Source organism: Methylobacterium aquaticum (genome assembly GCF_016804325.1).
GTDB classification, from domain to species: domain Bacteria; phylum Pseudomonadota; class Alphaproteobacteria; order Rhizobiales; family Beijerinckiaceae; genus Methylobacterium; species Methylobacterium aquaticum_C.
On record NZ_CP043627.1, the window covers coordinates 5,467,822 to 5,493,017 of the forward strand.

24 protein-coding genes and 3 pseudogenes are annotated in these 25,196 nt (G+C 71.7%); 18 read left to right on the forward strand and 9 right to left on the reverse strand.

What is annotated here, in order from left to right:
- The first annotated feature begins 306 nt into the window (after positions 1-306).
- From F1D61_RS24955 to F1D61_RS25020, 14 genes and pseudogenes are all read left to right on the forward strand, one after another.
- On the forward strand, positions 307-2,181 hold the full coding sequence (locus F1D61_RS24955) for a methanol/ethanol family PQQ-dependent dehydrogenase (protein ID WP_203154784.1): 1,875 nt from the start codon (positions 307-309) through the stop codon (positions 2,179-2,181).
- A 71-nt stretch (positions 2,182-2,252) separates the two neighbouring features.
- Positions 2,253-3,152 (forward strand): methanol oxidation system protein MoxJ, encoded by a 900-nt coding sequence (gene moxJ, locus F1D61_RS24960; protein WP_246775519.1) that lies wholly within the window; start codon positions 2,253-2,255, stop codon positions 3,150-3,152.
- Positions 3,153-3,241: 89 nt separating this feature from the next.
- Entirely contained in the window at positions 3,242-3,838 is a 597-nt protein-coding gene (moxG, locus tag F1D61_RS24965; RefSeq protein WP_203154788.1) for a cytochrome c(L), periplasmic, read from the forward strand.
- A 110-nt stretch (positions 3,839-3,948) separates the two neighbouring features.
- Positions 3,949-4,239 (forward strand): methanol dehydrogenase [cytochrome c] subunit, encoded by a 291-nt coding sequence (locus tag F1D61_RS24970; protein WP_203154789.1) that lies wholly within the window; start codon positions 3,949-3,951, stop codon positions 4,237-4,239.
- Between the two features lie 75 nt (positions 4,240-4,314).
- A complete protein-coding gene (locus tag F1D61_RS24975) occupies positions 4,315-5,346 on the forward strand; it encodes an AAA family ATPase (RefSeq protein WP_203154791.1) in 1,032 nt (343 codons plus the stop codon).
- A pseudogene (locus F1D61_RS24980) lies at positions 5,310-6,184 on the forward strand (DUF58 domain-containing protein). The gene F1D61_RS24975 and the pseudogene F1D61_RS24980 overlap by 37 nt, the downstream one beginning before the upstream one ends.
- On the forward strand, positions 6,181-7,167 hold the full coding sequence (locus F1D61_RS24985; protein WP_246775520.1) for a nonribosomal peptide synthetase MxaA: 987 nt from the start codon (positions 6,181-6,183) through the stop codon (positions 7,165-7,167). The pseudogene F1D61_RS24980 and the gene F1D61_RS24985 overlap by 4 nt, the downstream one beginning before the upstream one ends.
- An 8-nt stretch (positions 7,168-7,175) precedes the next feature.
- Positions 7,176-8,234 (forward strand): vWA domain-containing protein, encoded by a 1,059-nt coding sequence (locus tag F1D61_RS24990; protein ID WP_203159268.1) that lies wholly within the window; start codon positions 7,176-7,178, stop codon positions 8,232-8,234.
- Positions 8,231-8,830 carry an MxaK protein gene (locus F1D61_RS24995; protein WP_203154793.1) on the forward strand — a complete coding sequence of 200 codons (600 nt, stop codon included), beginning with the start codon at positions 8,231-8,233 and terminating at the stop codon, positions 8,828-8,830. Before F1D61_RS24990 ends, F1D61_RS24995 begins: the two co-directional genes overlap by 4 nt.
- Positions 8,827-9,822, forward strand: a complete 996-nt coding sequence (locus tag F1D61_RS25000) for a vWA domain-containing protein (RefSeq protein WP_203154795.1) — start codon at positions 8,827-8,829, stop codon at positions 9,820-9,822. Before F1D61_RS24995 ends, F1D61_RS25000 begins: the two co-directional genes overlap by 4 nt.
- Positions 9,823-9,825: 3 nt before the next feature.
- Entirely contained in the window at positions 9,826-10,377 is a 552-nt protein-coding gene (locus F1D61_RS25005) for an SRPBCC family protein (RefSeq protein WP_203154796.1), read from the forward strand.
- Positions 10,374-11,312: a Vgb family protein gene (locus F1D61_RS25010; protein WP_203154798.1), complete on the forward strand. Its 939-nt coding sequence runs from the start codon at positions 10,374-10,376 to the stop codon at positions 11,310-11,312. The genes F1D61_RS25005 and F1D61_RS25010 overlap by 4 nt, the downstream gene beginning before the upstream one ends.
- Positions 11,309-11,818 (forward strand): hypothetical protein, encoded by a 510-nt coding sequence (locus F1D61_RS25015; protein ID WP_203154800.1) that lies wholly within the window; start codon positions 11,309-11,311, stop codon positions 11,816-11,818. The genes F1D61_RS25010 and F1D61_RS25015 overlap by 4 nt, the downstream gene beginning before the upstream one ends.
- A 53-nt stretch (positions 11,819-11,871) precedes the next feature.
- A complete protein-coding gene (locus F1D61_RS25020) occupies positions 11,872-12,255 on the forward strand; it encodes a hypothetical protein (protein ID WP_246775521.1) in 384 nt (127 codons plus the stop codon).
- A gap of 18 nt (positions 12,256-12,273) precedes the next feature.
- Here the strand turns inward: F1D61_RS25020 and F1D61_RS25025 are convergent, their stop codons facing one another.
- Both F1D61_RS25025 and F1D61_RS35450 read right to left on the reverse strand, forming a co-directional pair.
- Positions 12,274-13,077: a trypsin-like peptidase domain-containing protein gene (locus tag F1D61_RS25025; RefSeq protein WP_203154802.1), complete on the reverse strand. Its 804-nt coding sequence runs from the start codon at positions 13,075-13,077 to the stop codon at positions 12,274-12,276.
- A gap of 113 nt (positions 13,078-13,190) precedes the next feature.
- A pseudogene (locus F1D61_RS35450) lies at positions 13,191-14,131 on the reverse strand (LysR substrate-binding domain-containing protein).
- 115 nt (positions 14,132-14,246) lie between these two features.
- Between F1D61_RS35450 and F1D61_RS25035 the strand changes: the two are divergent.
- From F1D61_RS25035 to F1D61_RS25050, 4 genes and pseudogenes are all read left to right on the forward strand, one after another.
- Positions 14,247-14,855 (forward strand): YceI family protein, encoded by a 609-nt coding sequence (locus F1D61_RS25035; RefSeq protein WP_246775524.1) that lies wholly within the window; start codon positions 14,247-14,249, stop codon positions 14,853-14,855.
- A gap of 28 nt (positions 14,856-14,883) precedes the next feature.
- Positions 14,884-15,489, forward strand: a complete 606-nt coding sequence (locus F1D61_RS25040) for a cytochrome b (RefSeq protein ID WP_203154806.1) — start codon at positions 14,884-14,886, stop codon at positions 15,487-15,489.
- Positions 15,486-16,058, forward strand: coding sequence for a YceI family protein (locus tag F1D61_RS25045; RefSeq protein ID WP_203154807.1), 573 nt, complete (start codon positions 15,486-15,488; stop codon positions 16,056-16,058). The genes F1D61_RS25040 and F1D61_RS25045 overlap by 4 nt, the downstream gene beginning before the upstream one ends.
- A 279-nt stretch (positions 16,059-16,337) precedes the next feature.
- Positions 16,338-17,251, forward strand: a pseudogene (locus tag F1D61_RS25050) (bestrophin family protein).
- 65 nt (positions 17,252-17,316) lie between these two features.
- Here F1D61_RS25050 and map read toward each other — a convergent pair.
- From map to chlG, 7 genes are all read right to left on the reverse strand, one after another.
- Positions 17,317-18,072 (reverse strand): type I methionyl aminopeptidase, encoded by a 756-nt coding sequence (map, locus tag F1D61_RS25055; RefSeq protein ID WP_203154809.1) that lies wholly within the window; start codon positions 18,070-18,072, stop codon positions 17,317-17,319.
- Positions 18,073-18,690: 618 nt separating this feature from the next.
- Positions 18,691-20,253, reverse strand: a complete 1,563-nt coding sequence (locus F1D61_RS25060; protein ID WP_203154811.1) for a cytochrome c — start codon at positions 20,251-20,253, stop codon at positions 18,691-18,693.
- A gap of 19 nt (positions 20,254-20,272) precedes the next feature.
- Positions 20,273-20,542 (reverse strand): hypothetical protein, encoded by a 270-nt coding sequence (locus F1D61_RS25065; RefSeq protein ID WP_203154813.1) that lies wholly within the window; start codon positions 20,540-20,542, stop codon positions 20,273-20,275.
- 247 nt (positions 20,543-20,789) lie between these two features.
- Entirely contained in the window at positions 20,790-21,239 is a 450-nt protein-coding gene (locus F1D61_RS25070; RefSeq protein WP_246775525.1) for a TspO/MBR family protein, read from the reverse strand.
- A 34-nt stretch (positions 21,240-21,273) separates the two neighbouring features.
- Positions 21,274-22,452 (reverse strand): geranylgeranyl diphosphate reductase, encoded by a 1,179-nt coding sequence (locus tag F1D61_RS25075; protein ID WP_203154817.1) that lies wholly within the window; start codon positions 22,450-22,452, stop codon positions 21,274-21,276.
- Between the two features lie 359 nt (positions 22,453-22,811).
- On the reverse strand, positions 22,812-24,146 hold the full coding sequence (locus F1D61_RS25080; protein WP_203154819.1) for a BCD family MFS transporter: 1,335 nt from the start codon (positions 24,144-24,146) through the stop codon (positions 22,812-22,814).
- Positions 24,143-25,057, reverse strand: coding sequence for a chlorophyll synthase ChlG (chlG, locus tag F1D61_RS25085; protein WP_203154821.1), 915 nt, complete (start codon positions 25,055-25,057; stop codon positions 24,143-24,145). The genes F1D61_RS25080 and chlG overlap by 4 nt, the downstream gene beginning before the upstream one ends.
- Positions 25,058-25,196: the final 139 nt, after the last annotated feature.

Genomic DNA, 25,196 nt, shown 5'->3' on the forward strand with positions numbered 1-25,196 from the left:
TGCAATCCCGCGAGACAATCAGTCAACGAATTTGCCGCATCATCCCGAGTTTACGAAAATATCGGCAGAAGACACCAAGGCTGTCGAATGCTATTGTCACTGTGATGAGCGAAGGTAATAAGTTCATTATAAGAAAGTATGGCGGGAAGATCTAAGATCGAAATAAGAGAGTTCGATCGTCGCCTCGCCGGCTTGGCCTTTCTCATCGCGCGAACACGTTCGGCCTCGCGGCGCAATCGCCGCGGAGACGTGAAACGCTGACCGGAGACGCAGAGCATGGGCAACTTTGGCATGGATAAGCTAGGCATGGGCAAGTTCGTGAACTCCGTCTCGGTGGCCGCGCTGCTGGCGCTGGCGCCGCTCGCGGTCCCGCATGCCGCATTCGCGAACGACAAGCTCGACGAGCTGTCGAAGAGCGACGAAAACTGGGTGATGCCGGGGAAGAACTACGACTCCGACAATTACAGCAAGCTGACGCAGATCAACGACAAGAACGTCAAGAACCTGAAGGTGTCCTGGCAGTTCTCGACCGGTCTGCTCAACGGCCACGAGGGCGCGCCGCTGGTCGTCGACGGCAAGATGTACGTCCACACCTCGTTCCCGAACAACACCTTCGCGCTCGGTCTCGACGATCCGGGCAAGATCCTGTGGCAGGACAAGCCGAAGCAGAACCCGGCCGCGCGCTCGGTGGCCTGCTGCGACCTCGTCAATCGCGGCCTCGCCTACTGGCCGGGCGACGGCAAGACCCCGGCCTTGATCCTCAAGACCCTGCTCGACGGCCACGTCGCGGCGCTCAATGCCCAGACCGGCGAGACGGTGTGGAAGATCGAGAATTCCGACATCAAGATGGGGTCGACGCTCACGATCGCCCCCTACGTCGTCAAGGACAAGGTGATCATCGGCTCGTCGGGCGCCGAGCTCGGCGTGCGCGGCTATCTCACCGCCTACGACGTGAAGACCGGCGAGCAGAAGTGGCGCGCCTACGCCACCGGCCCGGATGCGGACCTGCTGCTGGCCAAGGACTTCAACATCCACAACGCCCATTACGGCCAGAAGGGCCTGGGCACCTCGACCTGGGAGGGCGACGCCTGGAAGATCGGCGGCGGCACCAACTGGGGCTGGTACGCCTACGATCCCGGCACCAACCTGATCTACTTCGGCACCGGCAACCCGGCGCCGTGGAACGAGACGATGCGGCCGGGCGACAACAAGTGGACGATGACGATCTTCGGCCGCGACGCCGATACCGGTGAGGCCAAGTTCGGCTACCAGAAGACCCCGCACGACGAGTGGGATTACGCCGGCGTCAACGTGATGATGCTGTCGACCCAGAAGGACCTGGCCGGCAAGGAGCGCAAGCTCCTGACCCACCCGGACCGCAACGGCATCGTCTACACCCTCGACCGCACCAACGGCGACCTCGTCTCGGCGCACAAGATCGACGACACCGTCAACGTCTTCAAGACCGTCGACCTGAAGTCCGGCCTGCCGGTGCGCGATCCGGAATACGGCACCCGGATGGACCACCTCGCCAAGGACATCTGTCCCTCGGCGATGGGCTACCACAACCAGGGCCACGATTCCTACGATCCGGAGCGCAAGCTCTTCTTCATGGGCATCAACCACATCTGCATGGATTGGGAGCCCTTCATGCTGCCCTACCGGGCCGGCCAGTTCTTCGTCGGTGCGACGCTGAACATGTATCCGGGTCCGAAGGGCGACCGTCAGAATGCCGAGGGCCTGGGCCAGATCAAGGCCTACGACGCCATCACCGGCAAGTTCAAATGGGAGAAGATGGAGCGCTTCGCGGTCTGGGGCGGCACCACGGCGACGGCCGGCAACCTGGTCTTCTACGGAACGCTCGATGGCTACATCAAGGCGCGCCACGCCGACACGGGTGAGCTGCTCTGGAAGTCGAAGCTGCCGTCGGGCGCGATCGGCTACCCGATCACCTACACCCACAAGGGCACGCAATACGTGGCGATCTACTACGGCGTCGGCGGCTGGCCGGGCGTCGGCCTCGTCTTCGACCTCCAGGACCCGACCGCCGGCCTCGGCGCCGTCGGCGCCTTCAAGAAGCTCGCCAACTACACCCAGATGGGCGGCGGCGTGACGGTGTTCTCCCTCGACGGCAAGGGTCCCTACGACGACCCGAACGTCGGCGAGTACGCGGCGAACTGATCCGCCGACACCGCGCTCCTCCCCCGCGGGGGAGGAGCGACCCGCTGCCTCCCATGACAACGGATCCGATCATGTTGAGATCGCTCGGACATCTGCGCCGGTATTGCCTGGGCGCGACGCTCGCCGCCGCCGGCCTGACCGCCCCGGCCCTCGCCCAGACGATCACGCAAACGCCGCCGGCCCAAGCGCCTGCCGCACAGGCACAGCCCGACGAGGGCGCCTTGCGGGTCTGCGCCTCGGCCGCGCAGCCGCCGCTCTCGCTCAAGGACGGGACCGGCCTCGAGAACCGCATCGCCGGTGCCGTCGCCGAGGCGATGGGGCGCAAGGTGCAGTTCGTGTGGTCGGACAAGCCCGCGATCTACCTGGTGCGCGACTTCCTCGACAAGAAGCTCTGCGACGTCGTCGCCGGGCTCGATACCGGCGACCCGCGGGTGCTGACGACGAAGCCCTATTACCGCAGCGGCTACGTCTTCGTGACCCGGGCCCAGGAGGGGCTCGACCTCTCCTCCTGGTCCGACCCGCGCCTCAAACAGGTCAACCACGTCGCGGTGCCGTTCGGCTCGCCGAGCGAGGCGATGCTGAAGACCATCGGCCGCTACGAGGAGGACATGGCCTACCTCTATTCGCTGGTGAACTTCCGCTCGCCGCGCAACCAGTACACCCAGATCGACCCGGCCCGCCTCGTCGGCGAGGTCGCGAGCGGCAAGGCCGAGGTCGCGGCCCCCTTCGCCCCGGACGTCGCCCGCTTCGTCAAGGAATCCAGCGTGCCCCTGCGCATGACCCTGGTGGCGGACGACGCGACCCGCGGCGACGGCCAGAAGGTCGCCATGCGCTTCGACCAGTCGATGGGGGTGCGCCGCGGCGACGACGCGCTGCTCGCCGCCCTCGACGAGGCCCTCGTCAAGGCCCGCCCGGCGATCGAGGCGATCCTGAAGGACGAGGGCGTGCCGACGGTGCCGACCGGTTCCTGATCCCTTTCCGATTCCTCACCGATCCTTCCCCCGACCCCTGCCTTCCGCGGACCGCCGGACGCGGTTCTGCGACTCTAGAGCGAGCGTTCATGATCCAGCGTAGGACCGCCCTCGGCGCCAGCCTCGGGCTCGTCATCCTCATCGCCGGCCTCGGCGCCCTGCCGCGCGCCACCACGGCGCAGAGCAGCGCCGCCGACCTGCGCAACGTCGTCACCGGCGAGAAGCTCGACCTGAGCGACGTGCTGCCGGAGGGGAAGGACACGCCCGGCGTCAAGCAGTTCCTGTCCACCGGCCACAACCCCTACATCACCGATGCGAGCTGCCTGAAGAAGGGCGAGCAGACCTTCCTCGCCGCCTGTTCCGGCTGCCACGGCCATGTCGGCGAGGGCAAGATCGGTCCCGGTCTCGCCGACAATTACTGGACCTACCCGCAGAACACGACAGATGTCGGCCTGTTCTCGACGGTGTTCGGCGGCGCCAACGGCCAGATGGGGCCGCACAACGAGAGCCTGACCCTCGACGAGATGCTCCAGGTCACCGCCTGGGTCCGCCACCTCTATACGGGGCCGGTCGGCGACGCCGAGTGGCTGAACGACGAGCAGAAGAAGACGTACACCCCCTACAAGCTCGGCGAGACCTTCCCCGACAATCCGCCCGGACTGTGCGCCAAGAGCGGCAAGTCCTGACGGTCCCCGATCCCGGGCTGCCAGCCGGCCCGGGATGCCATGGCCGGAGATGCTCGCCGCTCCGGTTCCGATCCGCCCGCCACCAACCATAATCCGACAGGAGGAACACGATGCGCCTGATTCTCGCCGCCGCGACCGTCGCGCTCTTGGCCGGCGCCGCCGCGCCCGCGCTCGCCTATGACGGCACCAAGTGCAAGGCGCCGGGCGATTGCTGGGAGCCCAAGCCCGGCTTCCCCGCCAAGATCGCCGGGACGAAGTACGATCCCAAGCACGATCCCAAGGAGCTGAACAAGCAGTCCGCCTCGATCCAGGCGATGGAGGAGCGCAACAAGAAGCGCGTCGAGAATTTCAAGAAGACGGGCAAGTGGGAATACGACGTCGCCAAGATCGCGGCGCAGTAGATCGTTTCTTGCGCGGCGTCGTCGGGCGCCGCGCTCCCCCACGCCTCGCGACACGTCCCGGGATCGCAGATCCGTATGAATTCCATCCGTCCGTCCGATACGGCCCTGACCGACTGGCGCCGGGCCGCCCTGCGTTTCGAGGCGGAGATCGCCAAGGCGGTGATCGGCCAGGACAGGGCGATCCGGCTCGTCACCATCGCGATCTTCGCCCGCGGCCACGTGCTGCTCGAAGGCGATGTCGGGGTGGGCAAGACCACCCTCTTGCGGGCGGTGGCGCGGGCGCTGGGCGGCGCCTACGAGCGCGTCGAGGGCACGGTCGACATGATGCCGGCCGACCTCATCACCCACACCTACCTCGCCGAGGACGGCCGGCCGCGGATCGAGCCCGGCCCGGTGCTGCGCCGATCCGACGACCTCTCGGTGTTCTTCTTCAACGAGATCAACCGGGCGCGGCCCCAGGTCCATTCCCTGCTCCTGCGCCTGATGGCCGAGCGCAGCGTCCAGGCCTTCAACCGCGAGTACCGGTTCCCGCATCTCCAGGTCTTCGCCGACCGCAACCGGGTCGAGCGCGAGGAGACCTTCGAATTGCCGGCGGCGGCCCGCGACCGGTTCCTGATGGAGATCGGCATGGAGGCGCCGGCCGACCCGGCCTTGCGCCGGCGCCTCGCCTTCGATCCGCTGTTCCACGACACCGACGCGCTGGTCGCCGGGATCGCCCCGGACGTGATCGACCAGGCCTCGGTCGCCGGCATCGCGGCGGCGCTCCAGCACGGCATCCATGCGAGCCCGGCGCTCGAGGAGTACGTCGTCCGGCTGTGGTCGGCGATCCGCGAGCCGGACCGGGCCGGGATCGCCCTGCCGGACGTCGCCATGGATGCCCTCGTCCAGGGCGGGGCGAGCCCGCGCGGCATCGCCTTCCTGATCCGCGCCGCCCGGGTCCGGGCCTGGCTCGAAGGCCGCGACCGGCTGCTGCCCGAGGATCTGCGCGCCGTCTTCCCCGAGACGATGGCGCACCGGATCTTCCTGGAGCCGGTCTACGAGATGCGCCGCGAGAGCATCGTGCCGGCCCTGTGCCGGGCGGTTCTGGACACGGTGCCGGCACCGTGACCGGGGATATCCTCTACCGTCTGCGCGGGCCCGCCGCCGGTCCGGGCCCCGGCGCCCACCGCTCGCGCGACACCGGCGGCCTCGGCGTCTTCCGCGATCAGGTGCCGTTCTGGCGCCACCCCGATGCCCGCCGCATCGATCTCAGGGCGACCCTGCGCGACCCGTTCGAGGGCGTCGTGGTGCGCCGGTTCGAGGAGCGCCGGGCGCTGGAGGTCTGGGCGCTGCTCGATCTCTCGGCCTCGATGCGTTTCCGGGGCGAGGGCGATGCCTGGGCTCTGGCGACCGAGCTGTGCATCGCGCTCGCGGCCTCCGCCACCCGGATCGGCGACGCCTTCGGGCTGATCGGCTGCGGCGCCGGGCCCGACCGGGTGCTGCCGGCCTCGCGCCGCCGCGGCACCGCCGATGCGGTGGCACGGACGCTATCCGCGATCCGGCCCCGGGGGGCAGTGCCGACGGGCTCCTGGCGGCGGCCTCGTCCCTGGCGGGCCGGCGCAAGCTCGTGCTGGTGGTCTCGGATTTCCGCCTGCCCGAGGCGCTGGTGACCGCCCTGTTCGAGCGGCTCCAGGGCCACGACGTGGTGCCGGTCGCGATCGAGGACGGCGCCCTCGACGCGGGCCTGCCGGCCTTCGGCCTGATCGAGCTGGAGGACCTGGAGGGCGGCGGGCGGCGGCGGGTGCTGATGCGGCCGTCCTTGCGGGCGCGCTGGCTCGCCCGCGAGGCCGAGCGGCGGGAGTCCTTGCGCCGCCTCGCGCTCCGCCACGGCCGGCCGCCCTATCGCCTCGCCGGCCGCCTCGACCGGGACGATCTCTCCCGCCACCTGCTCGGGACCGCCGCATGAGGGGGCTTGCGAACGCGGCGCGGACGATCCGGGCCTGGATGGTGGCCGGGCTCCTGGCCGCTTGTCTGCCGTCCCCGGCCGAGGCCCAGATCGGGGCGGTGACGGTGCGCAGCCCGCGGCCGTTCGGGCTGTTCATCGGCGACCGGTTCGACGCCACGGTCGAGATCGAGGCCGCGGAGGGCTTCGCGCCGCAAGCCGCCTCGCTGCCGAAGCCGGGGCCGCTGACCTACTGGCTCGACCTCACCCGCGTCGCGGTCGCGCCTGGGCCGGTGCGGGACGGATACCGGCTCTGGCGCCTGTCGCTCACCTACCAGACCTTCTACGCCGCCCTCGACGTGCGTCGCCTCGACGTTCCGGCCTTCGCCGTGACCTTCGCCAGCGAGGGGCCCCGCGCGACGACCAGCGCGACCGCCGAGGTCCCGGCCTGGCCGATCGGCGTATCGCCCCTGCGCGAGGTCCAGCCGCCGCCGGTCGCCGATCCGGTCGAGTACCTGCGGCCCGAGAGCCCGGCGCCGCGCCGCGATCCGGCCCTGTCCCGCACCCTCGCCTGGGGCTTCGCGGCTCTCGGCCTCACGGGTCTCGTCGCTCTCGCCCGCGACCGGGCGTGGTGGCCGTTCCGGCGCCGGCCGGCCCGGGCCTTCGCGGCGGCGTTCCGGCAGGTCCGCCGCCTCGCCGCCCGCCGCGACGCCGAGTCCGCCTATCGCGAGGCGCTGCTGGCGCTCCATCGCGGCCTCGACCGCACGCACGGACGCCGGGTGATGGGCGAGGATTTGGGCGACTTCCTGGCCCGGCATCCCGCCTACGGCGCCCTCGCCCAGCCCCTGGAACTCTTCTTCCGGGCCTCGGGCGACGCCTTCTTCGGGCGCGACCCCTCGGCGGCGGCGCGCGGCTACCCCTTCCCCGACCTCGTGGCGACCGCCCGCCGCCTCGCCGCCCTGGAGCGGACGGCGAGCGGAACCGGACGGGCGGAGGGACGGCCGTGATCGCCTTCCTGACCCCTCTCATCGCCCGCTTCGGGGTGACGGCGCCGGGCTGGCTATGGCTGCTGCCGCTGGCGCTCCTGCCGCTCGCCGCGTCGGCCCAGAGGCGCATCCCGGTGCCCTCCCTCGCCCCCGTCCCGGCCGACGGGCTGTCGCGCCTCGTCGATGCGGTGCTGACGCTGGCCGGCATGGCGGGGATCGGGTTCCTGATCCTGGCGCTGGCCGGACCGCACCTGTCCGGCGAGAGCCTGGTGCGGACGGGGGAGGGGGCGCAGGTCTCGCTCCTCATCGACCGCAGCGGCAGCATGAACGAGACCTTCGCCGGCCGGCAGCCCTCGGGTGCGGAGGAATCGAAGGCCGCCGCCTCGCGGCGGATCCTCGAAGGGTTCGTCGGGCGCCGGGCCCACGACCTCGTCGCGGTCTCGGCCTTCTCGACCTCGCCGATGGCGGTGCTGCCGATGACCGACCGCCACGACGCGGTGCGGGCGGCGATCCGGGCGATCGACCGGCCCGGCCTGGAGGCGACCAACGTCGCCCGCGGCCTCGGCCTGGCGCTGGCGCAGTTCGGCGCGGGCGCGCCGCAGGCCTCGCGCGTGCTGCTCCTCGTCTCGGATGGCGCTGCGGTCATCGACCGGCGCATCCAGCCCCTGTTGCGCGAGGAATTCACGAAGATCCGCCCGACCCTGTACTGGCTCTTCCTGCGCACCGCCGGCTCCCCGGGACTCGGCGACCGGCCGGCGGGCGAGGATTCGCCGCAAGCCGCGCCCGAGCGCCATCTCGACCTGTTCTTCAAGAGCCTCGGCGTGCCCTACCGCGCCTTCGAGGCCGAGAACGCCCAGGCCGTGGAGGAGGCGATCCGCGAGATCGACCGCCAGGAGCGCAAGCCGATCTCCTACCTGGAGAGGCGCCCGCAGCGCGATCTCGCCGGGCTCGCCTACGGCCTCGCCGCCCTGGCCCTGGGCCTGCTTCTCGCGGCCAAGCTCGCCGAGACCGATCTCGCGGCCGGCAAGGCCGCGACCGGGTCGGTCTCCCGGCCGACGGCCTCCCCCGAGACCAGGCGCGCCGCATGACCCCGCTCCGTTCGTCGCTCCCGCACCTCCTGCGGCGGGCCTGGGGGCTTTTTCGCCCGGTCGTCATCGCCGCCCTGCCGCTCGCCGGCCTCGCCGGGGCGCTCGCCTGCACCGGCCTCGTCTGGCGCGACACGCGCGCCAACCAGACCATCGCGGCGCTTGAGGCGGGCCAGGACCGCCCCGTCGGCGCCGATGCGGTCCCGGAAGTGCTGCTGGCTCGCATCCGTTTCTTGGCCGCCCGCGAGCGCCTCGACGAGGCCGAGCCGCTGGTCGCCGCCCTCGATCGCGACGGTGCGCCGTCCTTGCGTGCCCTGGCGCAGATCGCGCTCGGCAATGCGCGGCTGCGGCAGGCCTTCGCCAAGCTGGAGGCGGGCGAGCTGGAGCCGGCGACGCCGCTCGTCGGGCTCGCCCGGCAGGCCTATCGCCGCGGGCTGACGCTGCGCCCCGAGGCCTGGGACGCCAAGTTCAACCTCGACGTCGCCTCGCGCCTCGTGCGCGACTTCCCCGAGCGGGGCCGCGAGCAGGGCGAGGAGATGCAAGCCGACCCGAAGAAGATCTGGACCGACATCCCGGGCCAGCCGCGGGGGCTGCCGTGATCCCGGCGCCCCTCGCGCGGCTCGTCGCCGACACCCGCGGCCGGTGGCTCGCCGGGGCGCTCGCCCTGACGGCGCTCACGGCGCTCGCGCCGCACCTCACCGTCACCGGGCGGCGCGTCGAGGCGGTGGTGGTGATCGACATCACCGGCAGCATGAACACCCGCGACGAGCGCCTGAACGGCAAGCCGGTGAGCCGGCTCGACAAGGCCAAGGCGAGCTTGCGCGACCTCGCGGCGTCGCTCCCCTGCGGCTCGCGCCTCGGCCTCGGGCTGTTCGCCGAGCGCCGCGCCTTCCTGCTGTTCGAGCCGATCGACACCTGCGCCGATTTCGCCGCCCTCGACGGCGCCATTGCCGGCCTCGACTGGCGCATGGGCTGGGAGGGCGACAGCCGGGTCGCCGCCGGCCTGTTCCGGGCGATCGGGCTGGCCGGCGATCTCGGCGGCGACCTCGTCTTCGTCACCGACGGCCACGAGGCGCCCCCGCTTCCGGCCCGCGGCGGTCCGGCCTTCGAGGGCAAGCCCGGGGCCGTGCGCGGGCTGATCGTCGGGGCGGGCGGCCATACCCCGTCGCCGATCCCCCGCTACGACGATCGCGGCCGCGAGATCGGCTTCTACGGGGCGGAGGACGTGCCGCACGAGAACCGCTTCGGCCCGCCGCCGCCGGATGCCGACAAGCGCGAGGGCTACAACCCGCGCAACGCCCCCTTCGGCGCCACCAGTGCCCCCGGCCAGGAGCACCTGTCCGCGGTCCGCGAATCCTACCTGCGCGGGCTCGCGGCCGAGACCGGCCTCGCCTACGCGCCCCTCGACGCGCAGGGGGGCCTCGCGGCGGCCCTGACGGCGGCGGCGACGCCGCGGGCCCGGCCGGTCCGGCTCGACCTGCGCCCGGTCCTCGGCGCCGCGGCCCTCGCCGCCCTCCTCGTCCTGTTCGGTCTCCTGCCCTGGCGCGCGCGCCTGCGCGAGACCGTCTCCCGCCTTCGTCACGGAGCGTAAAGCATGCGTCGGTTCCACGATTTCCGGTTCGGCGGCCTCGTCCTCGCGGGGGCCCTCGGCGTCGCGACGGCGGCGCTCGCCCACGGGCCGACCCCGCAGAAGATCGAGGCCACGGTCACCATCGCGGCGGCGCCCGACAAGGTGTGGGCGGTGGCGGGCCCGTTCGCGGGAATCGCCGGCTGGAACCCGCTGATTGCGAGCGGCACGAGCAAGGGCGACGGCACGAAGAACGGCGACACCCGGACGCTGACGCTCAAGAACGGCGGCGTCCTGCACGAGAGCCTCGACGAGTACGACGGCGCCCAGCGCAGCTACTCCTACCGCCTCGACGATCCCGACCTGAAGGCCCTGCCGGTCTCGTCCTACTCGGCGACCCTCACGGTGACGCCGGAGGGGACCGGCAGCAAGGTGGCCTGGTTCGGCCGCTTCTACCGCGGCGATACCGGCAACGAGCCGCCGGAGGAGCTGAGCGACGCGGCCGGCCGGGCGGCCATGAAGACGTATTTCGAGACCGGCCTCGCCGGCCTGAAGGCCAGGGTCGAGGGCGGGCGGTGAAGGCGCGCCTCCTTGCCATCCTGCTCTCTGCTTCGGTCTTGGCGCCGGCCGCCCGCGCGGCCGAGATCTACGTCGCGAGCCAGGATGGCGGGGTGGTGTCGCGCGTCGATCCCGATTCGGCCCGGGTGACCGCCACGATCCCGGTCGGGCCCGGACCGGCGGGCCTCGCGACCGGGCCGGGAGGGCGCCTCTACGTCACCCATCCCGACCACCGGGCGATCTCGGTGATCGACGGGCCCGCCGGCCGGGTGGTCGCCCGCCTGGACCATCCCGGTTCGCCCTTCGGCATCGCCGCCGCCCCCGACGGCTCGGCGCTCTATGTCGGCGACTGGCGCCGGGGCGAGGTGGTGCGGCGCGATCCCCGCACCGGCGAGGCGATGGGCCCGGCCGTGCCGGTCCCCGACCCCGCCGGCCTCGTCCTCGACCGCGCCGGCGCCCGCCTCTACGTCGCCGACCGCGAGCACCGCCGGGTCGTCGCGATCGACACCGACGGGATGCGGGTGAGGGGCACGGCGCCCGCCGGCGAGGGCCCGTTCGCGCTGGCGCTCGCTCCGGACGGGGCCCGGCTCTACGTCGCGAACGTGCGCAGCAACGACCTCACGGTGATCGACACGGGGACGCTCGCCCCGCTCGCCACCGTGCCGGTCGGGGCGATGCCCTACGGCGTCGCGGTCACGGCGGACGGGCGCACCGTCGTGGTGAGCCGCCAGCATGCCGGCAGCGTCGCCCTGGTCCCGGCCGATCGCCTTGCGCTCGCCGGCGAGGTCGCGGTCGGCCGCTATCCGGAAGGCGTCGTGGCGCTGGAGGATGGCCGCGTCGCCGTCGCCAACTGGTTCTCGGGCGATCTCTCCCTCGTCGATCCCCGGGCGGCCCGGGAACTGGCGCGGCTGCCGCTCGCGGACGGCCCCCGCGGCCTCGCGGTCGCCCTCCGGTGAGGCCGGCCGCCGCCTTCCCCGTCCTCGCGCTGCTCGCCGCCTGCGGCGACGCGCCCTCCGGCGGGGAGGACGCGAACCAGGACGCCGCCGTCGTCGCCCGCCGCGACGACGGCGCCCGGTCCGGCTGGCTGGCGCCGGACGACCGCACCGATCCCGCCCGCTGGCTCGCCGCCCGCGCCGCCGGGTGGGCGCTGCCGGCGGACGATGCGGCGGTGAAGGCCTTGCAGGCGGCCCTGGCGCGGGCCCGGCCGCATTTCATCGAGGATCCGCGCATGATCGCCAACCGCACGGCGCAGGTGGCCGGCATGATGCCGGATCCTCCCGCCCCCGGGGCGCTGATCGCCGGGCTGACCGCCGTCGCGGTCCCGACCGGGCGCCGGCAGCTCTATGGCAGCCTGTGCCAGCACTACGTGACCCTGCGCGCCGGCGGGGCCGGTCACGACGCGGCCCTCGCCCGCCTGCGCGACAGCTACGGGACCCAAGGGCCGGGCGGGCCGCCGCGGTGACCGGCCGCTCCCCCGTGCACCATCGACCGCCACAGCCTCGTCAGGAGACGGCCTTGATCCTCCACGCTCTTCCGTCCTTCGCCCTTCCGCTCTTGGTCCCTGCGCTCCTGACCCTCGGGCTCGGGACGGCCGCGGCCGCCGAGGGCCCGGCTCCCGCCGACAAGGCCGTGGTCAGCAACGACGCGGTCAAGCTCGCCGGCCTCGTCCGGTTCGTGGCCGAGTCCTGCCCCGGCACGAAACCGGACTACGCCCGGTTCCGCGAGGTGGTGGAACGGCTCGGCACCGATCTCGCGGCGCTCTCCCACGGCGAGCCGCTGATCCGCTCGGCCACCTACACCCAGGCCTACCAGAAGGACCCGGAGGCGAGCTGCCGCCGGGCGCAGGAGAGTTTCGGCCCGAACGGCACGGTGGTGCCGGGCCTGATCGGGCCCGGTTGATCGCCCCCGGCCGACCGGTCACCGGGTGCGGCGGACCGCCTCGCGCAGGGCCTCGACCAGGGTGCCTTCGAGCAGCAGGGCCGCGCCGTAATGGAACTCGCCGTCGTAGGAGCGGCGGGAATTCATCGACAGCGACGCGCTGTGCATCGCGATCAGGCGGCCCTCGGCGTCGAACAGCCCGGAGCCGGACCCGCCATAGCCGTTGTTGCAATCGTGCCGGACCTGCCGGATGCCGTCCTCGCCCGGCGGATCGATCTGCCGGACGGTGCAGGATTCGAGGCTGGTCGCGCTGCCGAAATTCTCGTGCCCGGCCGGCGAGACCATCGTCACCGGCAGGGGCTCGCTCCCGGTCGGCGGGCCGGCCGAGTCGTCCGGGACCGGCTGCGCGGTCGCCGCCGTGACCGGCTCCCTGAGCTGGAGCAGGGCCCAGTCGTCGGTGATGTGGAGGGCCTCCGCGCCGGGCCTGGTGCCGAGATGCAGGCTCTCCGGCTCGAAATCGTAGTTGCGCCCGGCGATCTGGAAGAAGCAATCCGCCACCGCGCGGGTGACCTCCAGCCGCTTGTTGCGGAAATTGTGGGCGTTGAGCATCACGATCCGCGGCCCGGCGATCAGCCAGGCGGCAGCGGCCCGCTTCGGCACCCCCGCGGCATCGCGGCAGAACAGGATCCCCGCACCGGGAAACCGGGCGAAATCCCCGCCGGTCATCGCCCGGCGGCCATCCTGCGGATAGAGTGCGGCGAGCCGTCCCTCGCCGGCCGCCGCGGCGCCCGACAGGGCCAGGACGGCCGCTGCCGCCAGGATGCGTCGTCCCGAATGGGTCATGCGACCGCCTCGACAGCTTGCTCCGGGACATCTCGGTCCCGGGACGGTGATCCCCGATGAAGACCGCAAGCTGCCGGCGCGTCAACCTGGCCCGGCGACGCGGGCCGCACGCCTCACCCCGGCCCCGCCTCCTCCCGCATCGCCGCGAGCCCGAGGCGGACGTGGTCGCGAAACAGCCGCACCCGGGCCGGCAGCTCGCGGCCGGCGAGGCTGACGGCGCGCAGCACGCCGCCCCGGCTTGCCCAGTCCGGCAGCACCGGCACGAGCGCCCCGTCCTGGAGCGCCCGGGCCGCCACCAGGCTCGGGATGTGGCCGATGCCAGCGCCGGTCCGGGTCAGGCGCAGCACCGTGGCGTAGTCGGTGGCGCGGATCGCCGGCTGGGCGGTGATGTGGCCCTCGCGGCCCTGGGCGTCGGAGAGCCGCACCGGGGCCGAGCCCAAGCGCTCGCGCGACAGGATCAGGTCGTGCCGGGCGAGGTCGTCGAGGTGGCCGGGGCGCCGCGGGCGGCGAGGTAGGACGGCGCGGCGTAGAGGCCGATCACCAGGCTCGCCAGCACCGGCGCGCGGTAGCCGCCGTCCTGGCCCTCGCCGCTGCCCAGCCGCAGGGCCAGGTCGATGCGGTTGGCGGCCAGGTCGAGCCGGGTGTCGGTGATGAGGAGGTCGATCGAGATCTGCGGGTAGAGCGCCCGGAACCCGGCGACGAGGTCGGGCATCACCTCGATGCCGAAATCGATCGAGGTGGTGACCCGCAGGTGGCCGCGGGGCAGGGTGCGGGCGTCCCGCGCCGTCTCCCGCGCCTCGTCGAGGAGGGCGAGGCTCTCCTGCGCCTTGGCGTGGAAGGCCAGACCCTCCACCGTCGGCGAGACCGCCCGCGGCGTGCGGGCGAGCAAGGTGACGCCGAGTTCCTGCTCCAGCCGCGAGATGCGGCGGCTGATGCTGCCCTTGGTCTCGCCGAGAATTTCCGCCGCCTGGGTCACGGTTCCGTGATCGACGACGGCACAAAAGGCCCTCACGTCGGAGAGCGCACCGCGGAAGGTTTCCGAACCAGCAACCATGTGTCCCGGTTTAGCTGTCTTACGCCCGCGACGGAACCGGCTTAAGCCGGGCGCCGCAAAGACGGGGGCCCATGCGGGAGACCTGCCCGCCGCCCCCGACACACGGAGTGTTCTCGTGAAGCTGTCCGTTCTCGCCCTCGGCCTCGCCGCCGGCCTCGCCTTCGCCGCTCCGGCCAGCGCCCAGGCGACCCGCGACCCCGCCCAGATCCAGGCGGGCACCTACGTGGTCGACCCCAACCACACCCAGGCGCTGTTCACGGTCAACCATTTCGGCTTCTCGCCCTATACGGGCATCTTCTCGGACGTGTCGGGCACCCTCGACCTGCAGCCGGCCAAGCCCGCCGAGAGCAAGCTGAAGGTCTCCATCCCGGTGAAGTCGCTCTACGCGCCGAGCCAGCACCTCGTCGACTCGCTGAAGAGCGACAAGTGGCTCGACGCCGCCCAGTTCCCGGAGATGACCTTCACCTCGACCAAGGTGACGCCCGAGGGCAAGGACAAGGCCAAGGTCGCCGGCGACCTGACCCTGCACGGCGTGACCAAGCCCGTGACCCTCGAGGTGACCCTGGTCGGCGCCGGCGCCAACCCGATGAACAAGAAGGTCACCGTCGGCTTCGAGGCCAAGGGCACGATCAAGCGCTCGGATTTCGGCGTGAAGACCTTCGTGCCGGCGATCAGCGACGAGGTCCACCTCGTCCTCAACGGCGCCTTCGAGCGCAAGGACTGATCGCGTCGGAGCCGAAGGGCGGATCACCATGCACACGGTCGCGACGCCCCGTCGCTACACCCTCGTCGCGATCGTGCTGCACTGGCTGATCGCCCTCGGTATCCTGGCCCTCCTGGGCCTCGGCCTCGCGATGACGCGGGGCTCCCTGCCGCCGATGGATCGCTTCGCGTTCTATCAGTGGCACAAGTCCATCGGCCTCACCGTGCTGGTGCTGATGGTCGTTCGCGTCGTCTGGCGCCTGTTCCACAGCCCCCCGCCGCTGCCCGCGGCGATGCCGAAGGCCGAGCGTCGGGCCGCCGGAGCGGCGCATCTCGCGCTCTACGGCCTGCTGCTGGCCATGCCGCTCGTCGGCTGGGCGATGGTCTCGGCCTCGCCCTACAACATCCCGACGGTGCTCTACGGCGTGATCCCGTGGCCGCACCTGCCGGTCCTGCCCGAATTGCCGAACAAGGCGGCGGTCGAGGGCGTGCTGAAGCTCGTCCACAGCTACGGCGCCTGGCTGCTGATGGCCCTCCTCCTCCTGCATGTCGGCGCGGCCCTGCGCCACCACCTCACGCTGCGCGACGACACCCTGTGGCGGATGCTCCCGCTGGTGCCGCGGCGAAGCGCGAAACCCGAGGTTCCCTCGCGATGAAGTCCCTCCGCCTCGCCCTCGGCCTGACCGCCGCTCTCGCCGCCGGTACTCAGGCCGCCCTTGCCGCCGACTGGACCGTCGATCCGGCGAAGAGCCGCATCGGCTTCTCGGGCACCCAGGTCGGCGCCCCGTTCAAGGGCCGCTTCACCCGCTACGACGCGCAGATCAGCTTCGATCCGCAGAAGCCCGAGGCCGGCAAGGCCGTGGTGCTCATCGATCTCACCAGCGCCGAGACCGGCGACAAGCAGCGCGACGAGGCCCTGCCCCAGGCCGACTGGTTCAACGCCAGCAAGGACAAGCAGGCCCGCTTCGAGGCGACCCGCTTCGTCGCCAAGGGCGGCGACGCCTACGACGCGGTCGGCACCCTGACGATCCGCGGCCTGCGCAAGGACGTGACCCTGCCGTTCACCCTCACCGTTTCGGGCGGCACCGCCCACGCGGTCGGGCATCTCGACCTCGTGCGCACCGATTACGGCGTCGGCCAGGGCCCCTGGTCCAACGACTCGATGGTCGCCCTGAAGGTGGGGGTGGATATCGACGTGACGGCGACGGCCAAGTCCGGCGGCTGAGCGACGTTTCGAGCCTTCGAACGTCCATCCCATTCGCGACCTCATCCTGAGGTGTGAGCGAAGCGAGCCTCGAAGGAGGCCTCCAGACGTCTCAGGTCTATCTGGAGCCCTCCTTCGAGGCCCACTTCGTGGGCACCTCAGGATGAGGTCGCGGATTGGGATAGCGTCCAAGGTGTCCAGGGGCCGCGGGGATCGGATTGATCATGCGTCGATCCGCTTGACCCCGGCCGCCCGCGAGCGGATGACCGCGCACCCGTCCGCTGCCGGATTGCACCCTCGATGATCGTCCGTCCCCGCCCCGGCGCCCTCGCGATCCTGTTCGCGCTGCGCGGGTCGATCCTGCCGCAGATCGCCCCGCGGGTGATCGCCATCACGGCGATCGCCTGCCTGGTGGTGGCGACGGAGCAGGGCTGGGCGCGGACGCTCCCGCTCCATGCCGGGATCGGGCCGTTCACCCTGATCGGGCTCGCCCTGTCGATCTTCCTCAGCTTCCGCAACAACGCCTGCTACGACCGCTGGTGGGAGGCCCGGAAGGTCTGGGGCAGCCTGATCGTCGAGGTGCGCGGCCTCGCCCGCCTGCTCGCGGCCCTGTTGCCGGAGGACGAGGCACGGCGCAGACGCTGCCTCATGCGGCTGGCCGGCTTCACCCACGCGCTCCATGCCCGCCTGCGCGGACAGGACGCCGCCGCGGCGGCCGCGCCCCACCTGCCGGAGGCCGAGCGCACGCGCCTCCCGTCCTGCGCCAGCCCGGCCGACGCGGCCTTGACGAACCTCGCCGCCGATCTCGGTGATGCGCTGCGTCAGGGTCGGTTGAGCGACGTGTCGTTCGGGCTGATCGAGCAGAAGCTCGCCGGGCTGTCGGGGTGCAGGCGGCCTGCGAGCGGATCCAGGGCACGCCGCTCCCCTTCGCCTACACGCTGCTCCTCTACCGCACCGCCTGGCTCTACTGCCTGCTGCTGCCCTTCGGGCTGTCCGAATCCCTGGGCTGGGGCACGCCGGTGGCCACCGCGCTCGTCGCCTACACCTTCTTCGGCCTCGACACGCTGGGCGACGAACTGGAGGAGCCGTTCGGCACCGCCGCCAACGACCTGCCCCTCGACGCGCTGCTGCAGGTCGTCGACGGCGTGGTGCAGGACGCGCTGGGCGAGCCGGTGCCGCCGCCGCTCAAGCCCGACCGCTACTGGCTCCGCTGAGCGCCGACGCTTTCGTTTTTCGCGGATTTTTTCGCAAAGCCGGCGACCACGTCTGCGCCATCCGCCTACTGGCTCGGCATGGTGAGGACGAGCGGTCCGTTGCGGGTCGCCACCACCGTGTGCTCGTACTGGACCGTGAGGGCCTTCGGGCGGCTGTAGAGCGTCCAGGGATCGTCGTCCCGGTTCTCGGCGAAATCGGCGCCGAGGGACAGGAACGGCTCGACGGTGAAGACCAGCCCCTCGGTCATGATCCGGCGTTCGGAGGCGTCGGGCCAGGTCGCGATCTCGGTCGGTTCCTCGTGCAGGGAGGCGCCGATGCCGTGGCTCGCGAGGTTGCGCACGAGCGTGTAACCGTTCTTCTTCGCGAAGGCGCCGACCGCCTGGCCGATGCCGGCGAGCGGCTTGCCGGCCCCGACCTGGCGCAGGCCGGTCCACATCGCCCGGCGCCCGTCCCGGCACAGCCGCTCGACCGCCCGCGTCACCGGCGGTACCGCGAAGGAGGCACCGGTATCGGAGAACCAGCCGTCCTTCTCGGCCGAGACGTCGATGTTGACGAGGTCGCCGGCCGCGATGGGGCGCTCGCCCGGGATGCCGTGGGCGATCTCCTCGTTGACGCTGATGCAGGTCGCGCCGGGAAAGCCGTAGACCGTTTCGGGCGCCGACCGGGCGCCCTCCCGCTCCAGGAAGTCCCGCCCGATCGCATCGAGCTCGCGGGTGGTGATGCCGGGCTCGATCGCCCGGCCCATGATCTCCAGCGCGTCGGCGACGATGCGGCCGATCCGCCGCAGGCTCTCCAGGTCGTCGTCGCTCGACACCGTCATGCGTCATCCCCCGCGCGGCCGGAGAACGGACCCGGACGGGCCCGCTTGTAGCCGCCGCGGCGGAGGCCGGCAAAGCCCCGCTCTGGTGCGGGAGCGGGATTCCGGGGATGGGCCGCCTTCGATGTCAGGCGGACGATGTCGGGATCTGTTTCACGTGCGAGGGACGCATCGCAGTGAATTCTTCCATCCCAATCGCGACCTCGTCCTGAGATGCTGGCGATCGAAGGGAGCCTCGAAGGAGGGCTCCAGAATTCACCGCGAATCCTGGAGCCCTCCTTCGAGGTTGGTCGATCGTCGATCGACCGACACCTCAGAGCCTGTTTGAGCAGCATGATTTGACAAAAATCGAGAAAAATCAGGAGATATCCTACCATTCCACCTCATCCTGAGGTGTTAGTCGACCGCAGATCGACTGACCTCGAAGGAGGGCTCCAGAAGTCTCTGCGATCCCTGGAGCCCTCCTTCGAGGCTCACTTCGTTCGCACCTCAGGATGAGGTTAGCGGGTAGGATGATCCCTTCTGCCTCAAATATTGGGTAGAAATCCCGCTCAAACAGGCTCTCAGGATGAGGTTGCGGGTGAGGCTTGGGGTATGGACCAATCGAGCGGGTGATCGACTCTACTTCTCCGCCCGGTTCGGCGTCTTGATCTGTCCGTAGACCACGCCCGCGAAGGCGCCCAGCGTCGTCGGCCAGTCGAGGCCGGTGGCGTTGCGGTCGGCCGCCTGGCAGTAGGTGGCGGTCAGCCCGTTCACCAGGTCGGCGGTGCTCACCTGCGGGGCGGCCTGGCGCACGGCCGGCAGCAGGGTGGCGATCCGAGGCAGCATCTGCTCGGCCTTCACGTCTTTGAGCTGGCCCGCCGCATCCGCAGTCTTCAGCGCCTCGGCCAGCGTCGGGTTCGAGACGGTCTCGCAGGGGGCGTTGCCGGCGAGCATCGTCTTGGTGTCGGCGCGCAGGGTCGCCACCTGGCCGGGCTCGGCGGTCGGCGGGGCCTGGTTGCCGAAGGTCTGGCGGACGTAGTTCGTGACGTTGGCGATCTCCGCATCGGTCATCCCGACGCCCACCGCCGGCATCGACGCGTACTCGCCCTTGGCGTCGAGGCCGCCGAGGATCACCCGGATCATCGTCTCGGGCCCCTTGGCCAGCACGGCGCCGTTGCCGGCGAGGGCGGGGATGGCCCCCGGCATGCCCTGGCCGTCCGGCCGGTGGCAGGCGACGCAGCGGTTGAGGTAGGTGTCGGCGCCCGGCGCCGCGGAGGCTTGGCGGAAGTCGGACTTCACGTCGGGCGTGTAGGTGGGCTTCGGCGCCAGCGTCTTGAGATAGGCGGCGATGGCGCGCACGTCGCCGTCGCTCATCTTGCTCAGGCTCTCCTCGATCACCTGCCGCATCGGCCCGGCGACCACGCCGGCGCGGCCCGGGGCGGCGCCGGTCTTGAGGTAGGTGAAGAGCTGGTCCTCGCTCCAGAGCCCCAAGCCCTCCTTGTCGTCGCCCGACAGGTTCGGGGCGTACCAGCCGTCGATCGTGCCGCCCTCGAGGTAGCCGCTCCATTGCGAGGCGCCGACGAGCTTGCTGCCGTTGTGGCAGGCGCCGCAATGGCCCGGGCCCTCGACCAGGTAGGCGCCGCGATTGACCGCGTCGCTCGCCTTCGGATCGGGCTTGAAGCGTCCTTCCGTGAAGAAGGCGAGGCGCCAGGCGAGCAGCCCGTCGCGGATGCTGAACGGGAACGCGATGTCGGCGGGTTTGCGCGGGGCGTTCACCGGCTCGAGGGAGAACAGGTAGGCCTTGATCGCCGTCACGTCCTCGTCGGTGAGGCGGGTGTACCAGGGGAACGGGAAGGCGGGGTAGAGGTAGCTGCCGTTCTTGGTGATGCCCTGGTGCATGGCGCGCTTGAAGTCGTCGTCGCTCCAGCTGCCGATGCCGGTCTCCTTGTCGGGCGTGATGTTCGGCGTCGCGAGCTTGCCGATGCCGCCCGGGAAATTGATGGTGAGCCCGCCCGCATAGGGCTTGCCGCCCGGCGCGGTGTGGCAGGCGACGCAATCGCCGGCCGTCGCCAGGTAGCGGCCCTTTTCCACGAGATCGGAGGAGGCCGGTTGCGCCTGCGCGGCGCCCGCCGCGAGGGCGAGCGTGCCGGCGCCGAGGACCAGGGTGGCGAGCGTGCGGCGGGTGACGGACGGGCGTCGCATAAGGGGCTTCCTCCGGAGGTTATGGGGCGGCGGAGCGCAGCCGCAGCCAGAGATCGGCGACATGGGCGGCACCCGCCCCGGCAAGCGCCGCGGCGAGCCAGTATCCGGGCGCCCCGGCGAGCACGGCGCGCAGGGCCAGCATCAGGCAGGTGCCCGAGGCGAGGTTGACGAGGAGCGCACCCCGCCCGGGCCCGTCCCGGCGACGCCACAGGACGAGCAGGGCGGCCTCCGCCGCCACGATCAGCAATGCGGCATCGACGATATGGCCGCTGGCGAGGAGATCCGGCACGCGTCAATCCTCCTGACGGCCTCGACGAGGCGCAGTCGACCGGGAGTATCACCTTGGGAAACATCGGGGTCGAAGACTTATAAAGGCGGGACATAGGGCGTCGTTCGCCGAAATCGCGCCGCGGTTCACGATGTCGCATCCGCATCGATCCGTATCGGGCAATCCGATCTTTCACGATGCGAGATGTTGGCGTGGTCGTGGAAACGACCGGACCTGCCTCCGCCCGGCCGATGCTTCGCCGGATCGATCAGAACGGCCCGTTGAGCCGCACGATCGACCAGTTGAGCGTCGCGGCGGTGCCGACCCAGACCAGGTACGGCACCAGGAGCAAGGCCCCGAGGCCGGAATGCCGCCCGACCACCACGATCAGCACGACCACCGAGAGCCAGAGCGCCGCCACCTCGATCAGCGCCCAGTCCGGCCGCTGCAGCCGGAAGAACACGCCGCTCCAGGCGATGTTGAGGATGCCGTTCACCGCGAAGGCGGCGAGGAGCCAGGTCCGCTCCGGCCCCTCCGGCGCCGCGTTCCAGGCCAGCACCCCGGCGATCGCCGTGAGCGTGAAGATGGTGGTCCAGACCGGGCCGAACGCCCAGTCGGGCGGCTTCCAGGACGGAACCGCCAGGCTCCGGTACCACGGCCCGAGCGTGGTCAGCCACGCGCCCGCCGCCGCCACCACGATGGCCGAGGCCGCCGCCACCAGGATCGGGCTCCAGCGCCCCCGAGCGCGTCGATCACGGCGAGACCCAGCGGAACAGGTGGGCGAGGTCCTTGAAGAAGATCCGCGCATGCGCCGCGGGCTTGGCCCGCACCAGTTCCTTGTTCATGTAGGCGTCCCAGGTGAGCGATTGGACGTCGGGGTCGCGGCAGATGCTGACGAAGCGCTCGCGCAACGCATCGTTGCGGTACCAGACGCCCTGCATCAGCCGCAGGATCCAGAACACCCGACCATGCGCCTTGAGGAAGCGGCGCCGCGCCTGGCCCAAGGCGCGGGGGTTGCCGGTGGTCAGGAAAGCGTGCCCAGCCTCGGCCGCGAGCCGTCCGCCGAACATGGCGTAGTAGATGCCCTCGCCCGAGGCCGGGGCGACGAGGCCGGCGGCGTCGCCGGTGAGCAGCACGTCGCGGCCGTTGTCGAAGCGCGAGAGGGGTTTGAGCGGCAGCGGCGCGCCCTCGCGCCGCACCGTCTCGCCGCGAGCGAGCCCGGTCGCGGCGCGAAGCCGCCCCACCGCGCCGCGCAGCGAGAACCCCTTTCGGGCGCTGCCGGTGCCGATGCTCAGCGTGTCGCCGTGCGGGAAGATCCAGGCGTAGAAGTCGGGCGATAGCACGCCCTGGTAATAGACGTCGCAGCGCGTCGCCTCGACCGCCGCCGAGGGGTGGGCGCGCACGATCTCGTGGTAGGCGAAGACCTGCCGCATCCGGGCATGGGCCGGGACCTCCTGGCGCCCCACCGCCGAGTTGGCGCCGTCGGCCCCGATGACGAGGCGGGTGCGGATCCGCGCCTCGTCGCCTGCCGCGTCCCGGTAATGCAGCGTGACCGGGCCGTCGCCCGCGCGGGTCAGGCGCAGGTAGGTGCCGGTCACCCGCTCGGCGCCGGCGAGGGCGGCGCGCACCCGCAGCCACTCGTCGAAGGGCCCGCGATCGACCATGCCGACGAAGCCCTCGCCGACCGGCATGTCCACCGCGCGATCCCGCGGCGAGACCATCCGGGCGGAGCGGATCTTGGCCACCAAGAGCTCGTCGGGGATGGCGAAGTCGCGGATCAGGCGGGGCGGGATGGCGCCGCCGCAGGGCTTGATCCGCCCGGCCCGGTCGAGCAGCACGACCCGGCGCCCGAGCCGCGCCAGATCGGTCGCCGCCGTCGCCCCGGCCGGTCCCCCTCCCACCACCACCGCGTCGACGATTGGCTCGTCCATGGCCGTGCCTCCGGGTTGTCCGGGCCGGGTTCGGCGGCCGGATTCCTCTAAGCGGACTTCGCCGAAGCGGTGACCGGTTCGGCGCGAAAAATCTGCGACGAAACAAGAACTTGAGCGGACGAAGCGTTGGTCGGCCAACGCAAGTCTGCTTAAGGATGCGTTCGCGTCCGTCGTGAGTTCATCCCACCCAAGACCTCATCCTGAGGTGCGAGCATTGCTCGCCTCGAAGGAGGGCTCCAGAAGTCTCCGAGGCGACTGGAGCCCTCCTTCGAGGCTCCTTTCAGTCGCACCTCAGGATGAGGTCGTGGGTGGGAGATTCGAGCCCATCATGACATCGTGCTTCCAAGCCATGCCGATCCTCACACCGCGTGCCGCACCGACAGGCTCTCGATCGCCCGCCGGCTCACGCCCGGCTGCCCGATCCGCACGGCCAGTCCGGCGGCGACGAGAAACAGCGCGGCCTCCGTGACGAACACCGCCGCATAGGCCGGCACCACGGTGCCGAAGGCGAGGCGGGCGAGATCGACCCCGGCCGCGCCGAGGAAGCCTCCGAGCCCGAAGGCGATCCCTTGCGCCGCGCCCCACACCCCCATCCGGGTGCCGTGGCGGCTCTCGCCGTCGGGGGCGTTGCCGGTGCCGGCGAGCGCCATCATCTGGCCGATCGCCGCGACCGCGAAGATGCCGTTGAACAGGCCGAGCCCGACGACGCACGCCCGCAACGGCGCGCCGGGCCCGGCGAAGCCGCAGGCCGCGATGGCCGCGAGCGCGGCGGCCGAGCCGAGGCAGCCGGTGACGGTCCAGAGACGCAAGGAGGCGAAGGCCCCGCGCCCGTTGGCGGTGACCAGCGCCACGAACACCATGCCGGCGAGCACGCCGCCGTTCTGGAGGCCGGAGAGCTTGGTGGTGGCGCCCGGCGACAGGGCGAAGACGAGGCCGGCGAAGGGCTCGAGGATCAGCTCCTGCGCGCTGTAGGCCAGCATCGCCAGGAACACGAAGACCGTGAAGCGGCGCGCCTCCGGCTCGGCCCAGACCTCGGCGAGCACCTGGGCGAAGGGCCGCGCCGGCCGGGCCTCGACGGGAGCGGGGGCCCGCGCCGGCTCGACGCGCCACAGGGCGATCACCGCGACCAGGAAGGCGATCGCCGACACCCCGCTCGACACCGCGACGAGGCGGGACGGCGAGAACGGATCGATGAGGTGCCCGGCGGTCGGCGCCGTGACGACGAAGCCGGCGATCATCATGATCCAGACGATCGTCGCGGCCGCGCCCCGGCGGTGGGGCGCCACGCCGGTGGAGAGCAGCACGAGGAGCGAGGTGCCGGCCGCCCCGACCCCGATGCCGACCCCGAGGAAGGACAGGACGAGGAGCCCGTAGGCAAAGGCTGGATGGGTGGGAACGAGCGCGGTGCCCAGCGCGGCGCCGGCCCCGCCGAGCGCCAGCAGCGCCATGCCGCCGACGATCCAGGGCGTGCGGCGGCGTCCCAGATCCGAGCCGTAGCCCCAGCGCGGCCGCAGCACCTGCACGGCGTAGTGCAGGGCCACCAGCCCGCCGGGAAGGGCCGCCGGCAGGGCCAGTTCCACCACCATCACCCGGTTGAGGGTCGAGGTGATCAGCACCACGATGGCGCCGAGCGCGGTCTGGACGAGGCCGAGGCGCAGGATCGTGCCCCAGCCGAAGGTCGCCGGGCCGCTCATGCGAGGCCCCCCCGCAAGGCGAGCGCCGCGGTCAGCATGCCGAGCACGTAGAGGAGCGTGCCGGTGCCGTTGTACCAGGCCGCTCGACCGTGCGGATCGGCGAGGAAGCGGCGCATCAGCACCCCCTGGCCGACGAGCAAGGCGGCGACGAGGGCGGCGTGCCAGGGCGCGTTCCAGGCCAGCAGCAGGGCCACCACCGCGGCTTGCGGCGCCGCCATCACCCAGCAGGCGAGGCGGGCGGCGCGGTCGGCGCCGAGCCGGACCGGCAGCGAGCGGATGCCGGTGCGCCGGTCGCCCTCCATCGACTTGAAGTCGTTGAGGGTCATGATGCCGTGGGCGCCCAGGCTGTAGAGGGCGGCGAGCCCGATGATCCGCCCGTCCGGCAGGGCGCTTCCCATCACGGCGGCACCGGTGAACCAGGGCAGGCCCTCGTAGCAGAGGCCGCAAGCCGCGTTGCCCCACCAGCCGTCGCGCTTCAGCCGCACCGGCGGCGCGCTGTAGAGCCAGGCGAGCACGAGCCCGAACACGCCCGCGCCCAGCACCCAGGGTCCGAGCAGGGCGGCGACCGCGAGCGAGACGAGCGTCCAGGCGATCGCGACGTAGAGGCCCCAGCGGCCCGGGATGCGGCCGGAGGGAATCGGCCGGTCCGGCTCGTTGATGGCGTCGACGTGCCGGTCGAACCAGTCGTTCGCCGCCTGGCTGGTGGCGCAGACGAGGGGGCCGGCGAGCAGGATGCCGGCGATCGCCACCGGCCAGCGCCCCTGGAGCGCGGCGCCGGAGGAGATCACCCCGCAGGCGAAGGCCCACATCGGCGCGAACCACGTGATCGGCTTCAGCAGTTCCAGGAGCGCACGGGGCTCTGGCACCGCGGGCGGCGTGATCAGGGGCTTGATCAGAGGCTCGGTCGTCATACCGCGAGGGTGGGACGGCCCCGACCAAGTGTCAAGCGTGCTTTACACCCCTGAGCGCTCCGTCGCGAAGACGTGCAGTCTCATTCCCTCACCGACAGGTTGCACGCACGATGCGGAGACCGGCCCGGCCGAGGCGACC

Coding starts and splice junctions, on each gene's coding strand:
- F1D61_RS25040 (WP_203154806.1), top strand. CDS start 14,884: ATGCACACGGTCGCGACGCCCCGTCGCTACACCCTCGTCGCGATCGTG.
- map (WP_203154809.1), bottom strand. CDS start 18,072: ATGACGGTGTCGAGCGACGACGACCTGGAGAGCCTGCGGCGGATCGGC.
- moxG (WP_203154788.1), top strand. CDS start 3,242: ATGATCCAGCGTAGGACCGCCCTCGGCGCCAGCCTCGGGCTCGTCATC.
- F1D61_RS25080 (WP_203154819.1), bottom strand. CDS start 24,146: ATGAGCGGCCCGGCGACCTTCGGCTGGGGCACGATCCTGCGCCTCGGC.
- F1D61_RS25045 (WP_203154807.1), top strand. CDS start 15,486: ATGAAGTCCCTCCGCCTCGCCCTCGGCCTGACCGCCGCTCTCGCCGCC.
- F1D61_RS25005 (WP_203154796.1), top strand. CDS start 9,826: ATGCGTCGGTTCCACGATTTCCGGTTCGGCGGCCTCGTCCTCGCGGGG.
- F1D61_RS24955 (WP_203154784.1), top strand. CDS start 307: ATGGGCAAGTTCGTGAACTCCGTCTCGGTGGCCGCGCTGCTGGCGCTG.
- F1D61_RS24975 (WP_203154791.1), top strand. CDS start 4,315: ATGAATTCCATCCGTCCGTCCGATACGGCCCTGACCGACTGGCGCCGG.
- F1D61_RS25060 (WP_203154811.1), bottom strand. CDS start 20,253: ATGCGACGCCCGTCCGTCACCCGCCGCACGCTCGCCACCCTGGTCCTC.
- F1D61_RS25025 (WP_203154802.1), bottom strand. CDS start 13,077: ATGACCCATTCGGGACGACGCATCCTGGCGGCAGCGGCCGTCCTGGCC.
- F1D61_RS24995 (WP_203154793.1), top strand. CDS start 8,231: ATGACCCCGCTCCGTTCGTCGCTCCCGCACCTCCTGCGGCGGGCCTGG.
- F1D61_RS24985 (WP_246775520.1), top strand. CDS start 6,181: ATGAGGGGGCTTGCGAACGCGGCGCGGACGATCCGGGCCTGGATGGTG.
- chlG (WP_203154821.1), bottom strand. CDS start 25,057: ATGACGACCGAGCCTCTGATCAAGCCCCTGATCACGCCGCCCGCGGTG.
- F1D61_RS24970 (WP_203154789.1), top strand. CDS start 3,949: ATGCGCCTGATTCTCGCCGCCGCGACCGTCGCGCTCTTGGCCGGCGCC.
- F1D61_RS25075 (WP_203154817.1), bottom strand. CDS start 22,452: ATGGACGAGCCAATCGTCGACGCGGTGGTGGTGGGAGGGGGACCGGCC.
- moxJ (WP_246775519.1), top strand. CDS start 2,253: ATGTTGAGATCGCTCGGACATCTGCGCCGGTATTGCCTGGGCGCGACG.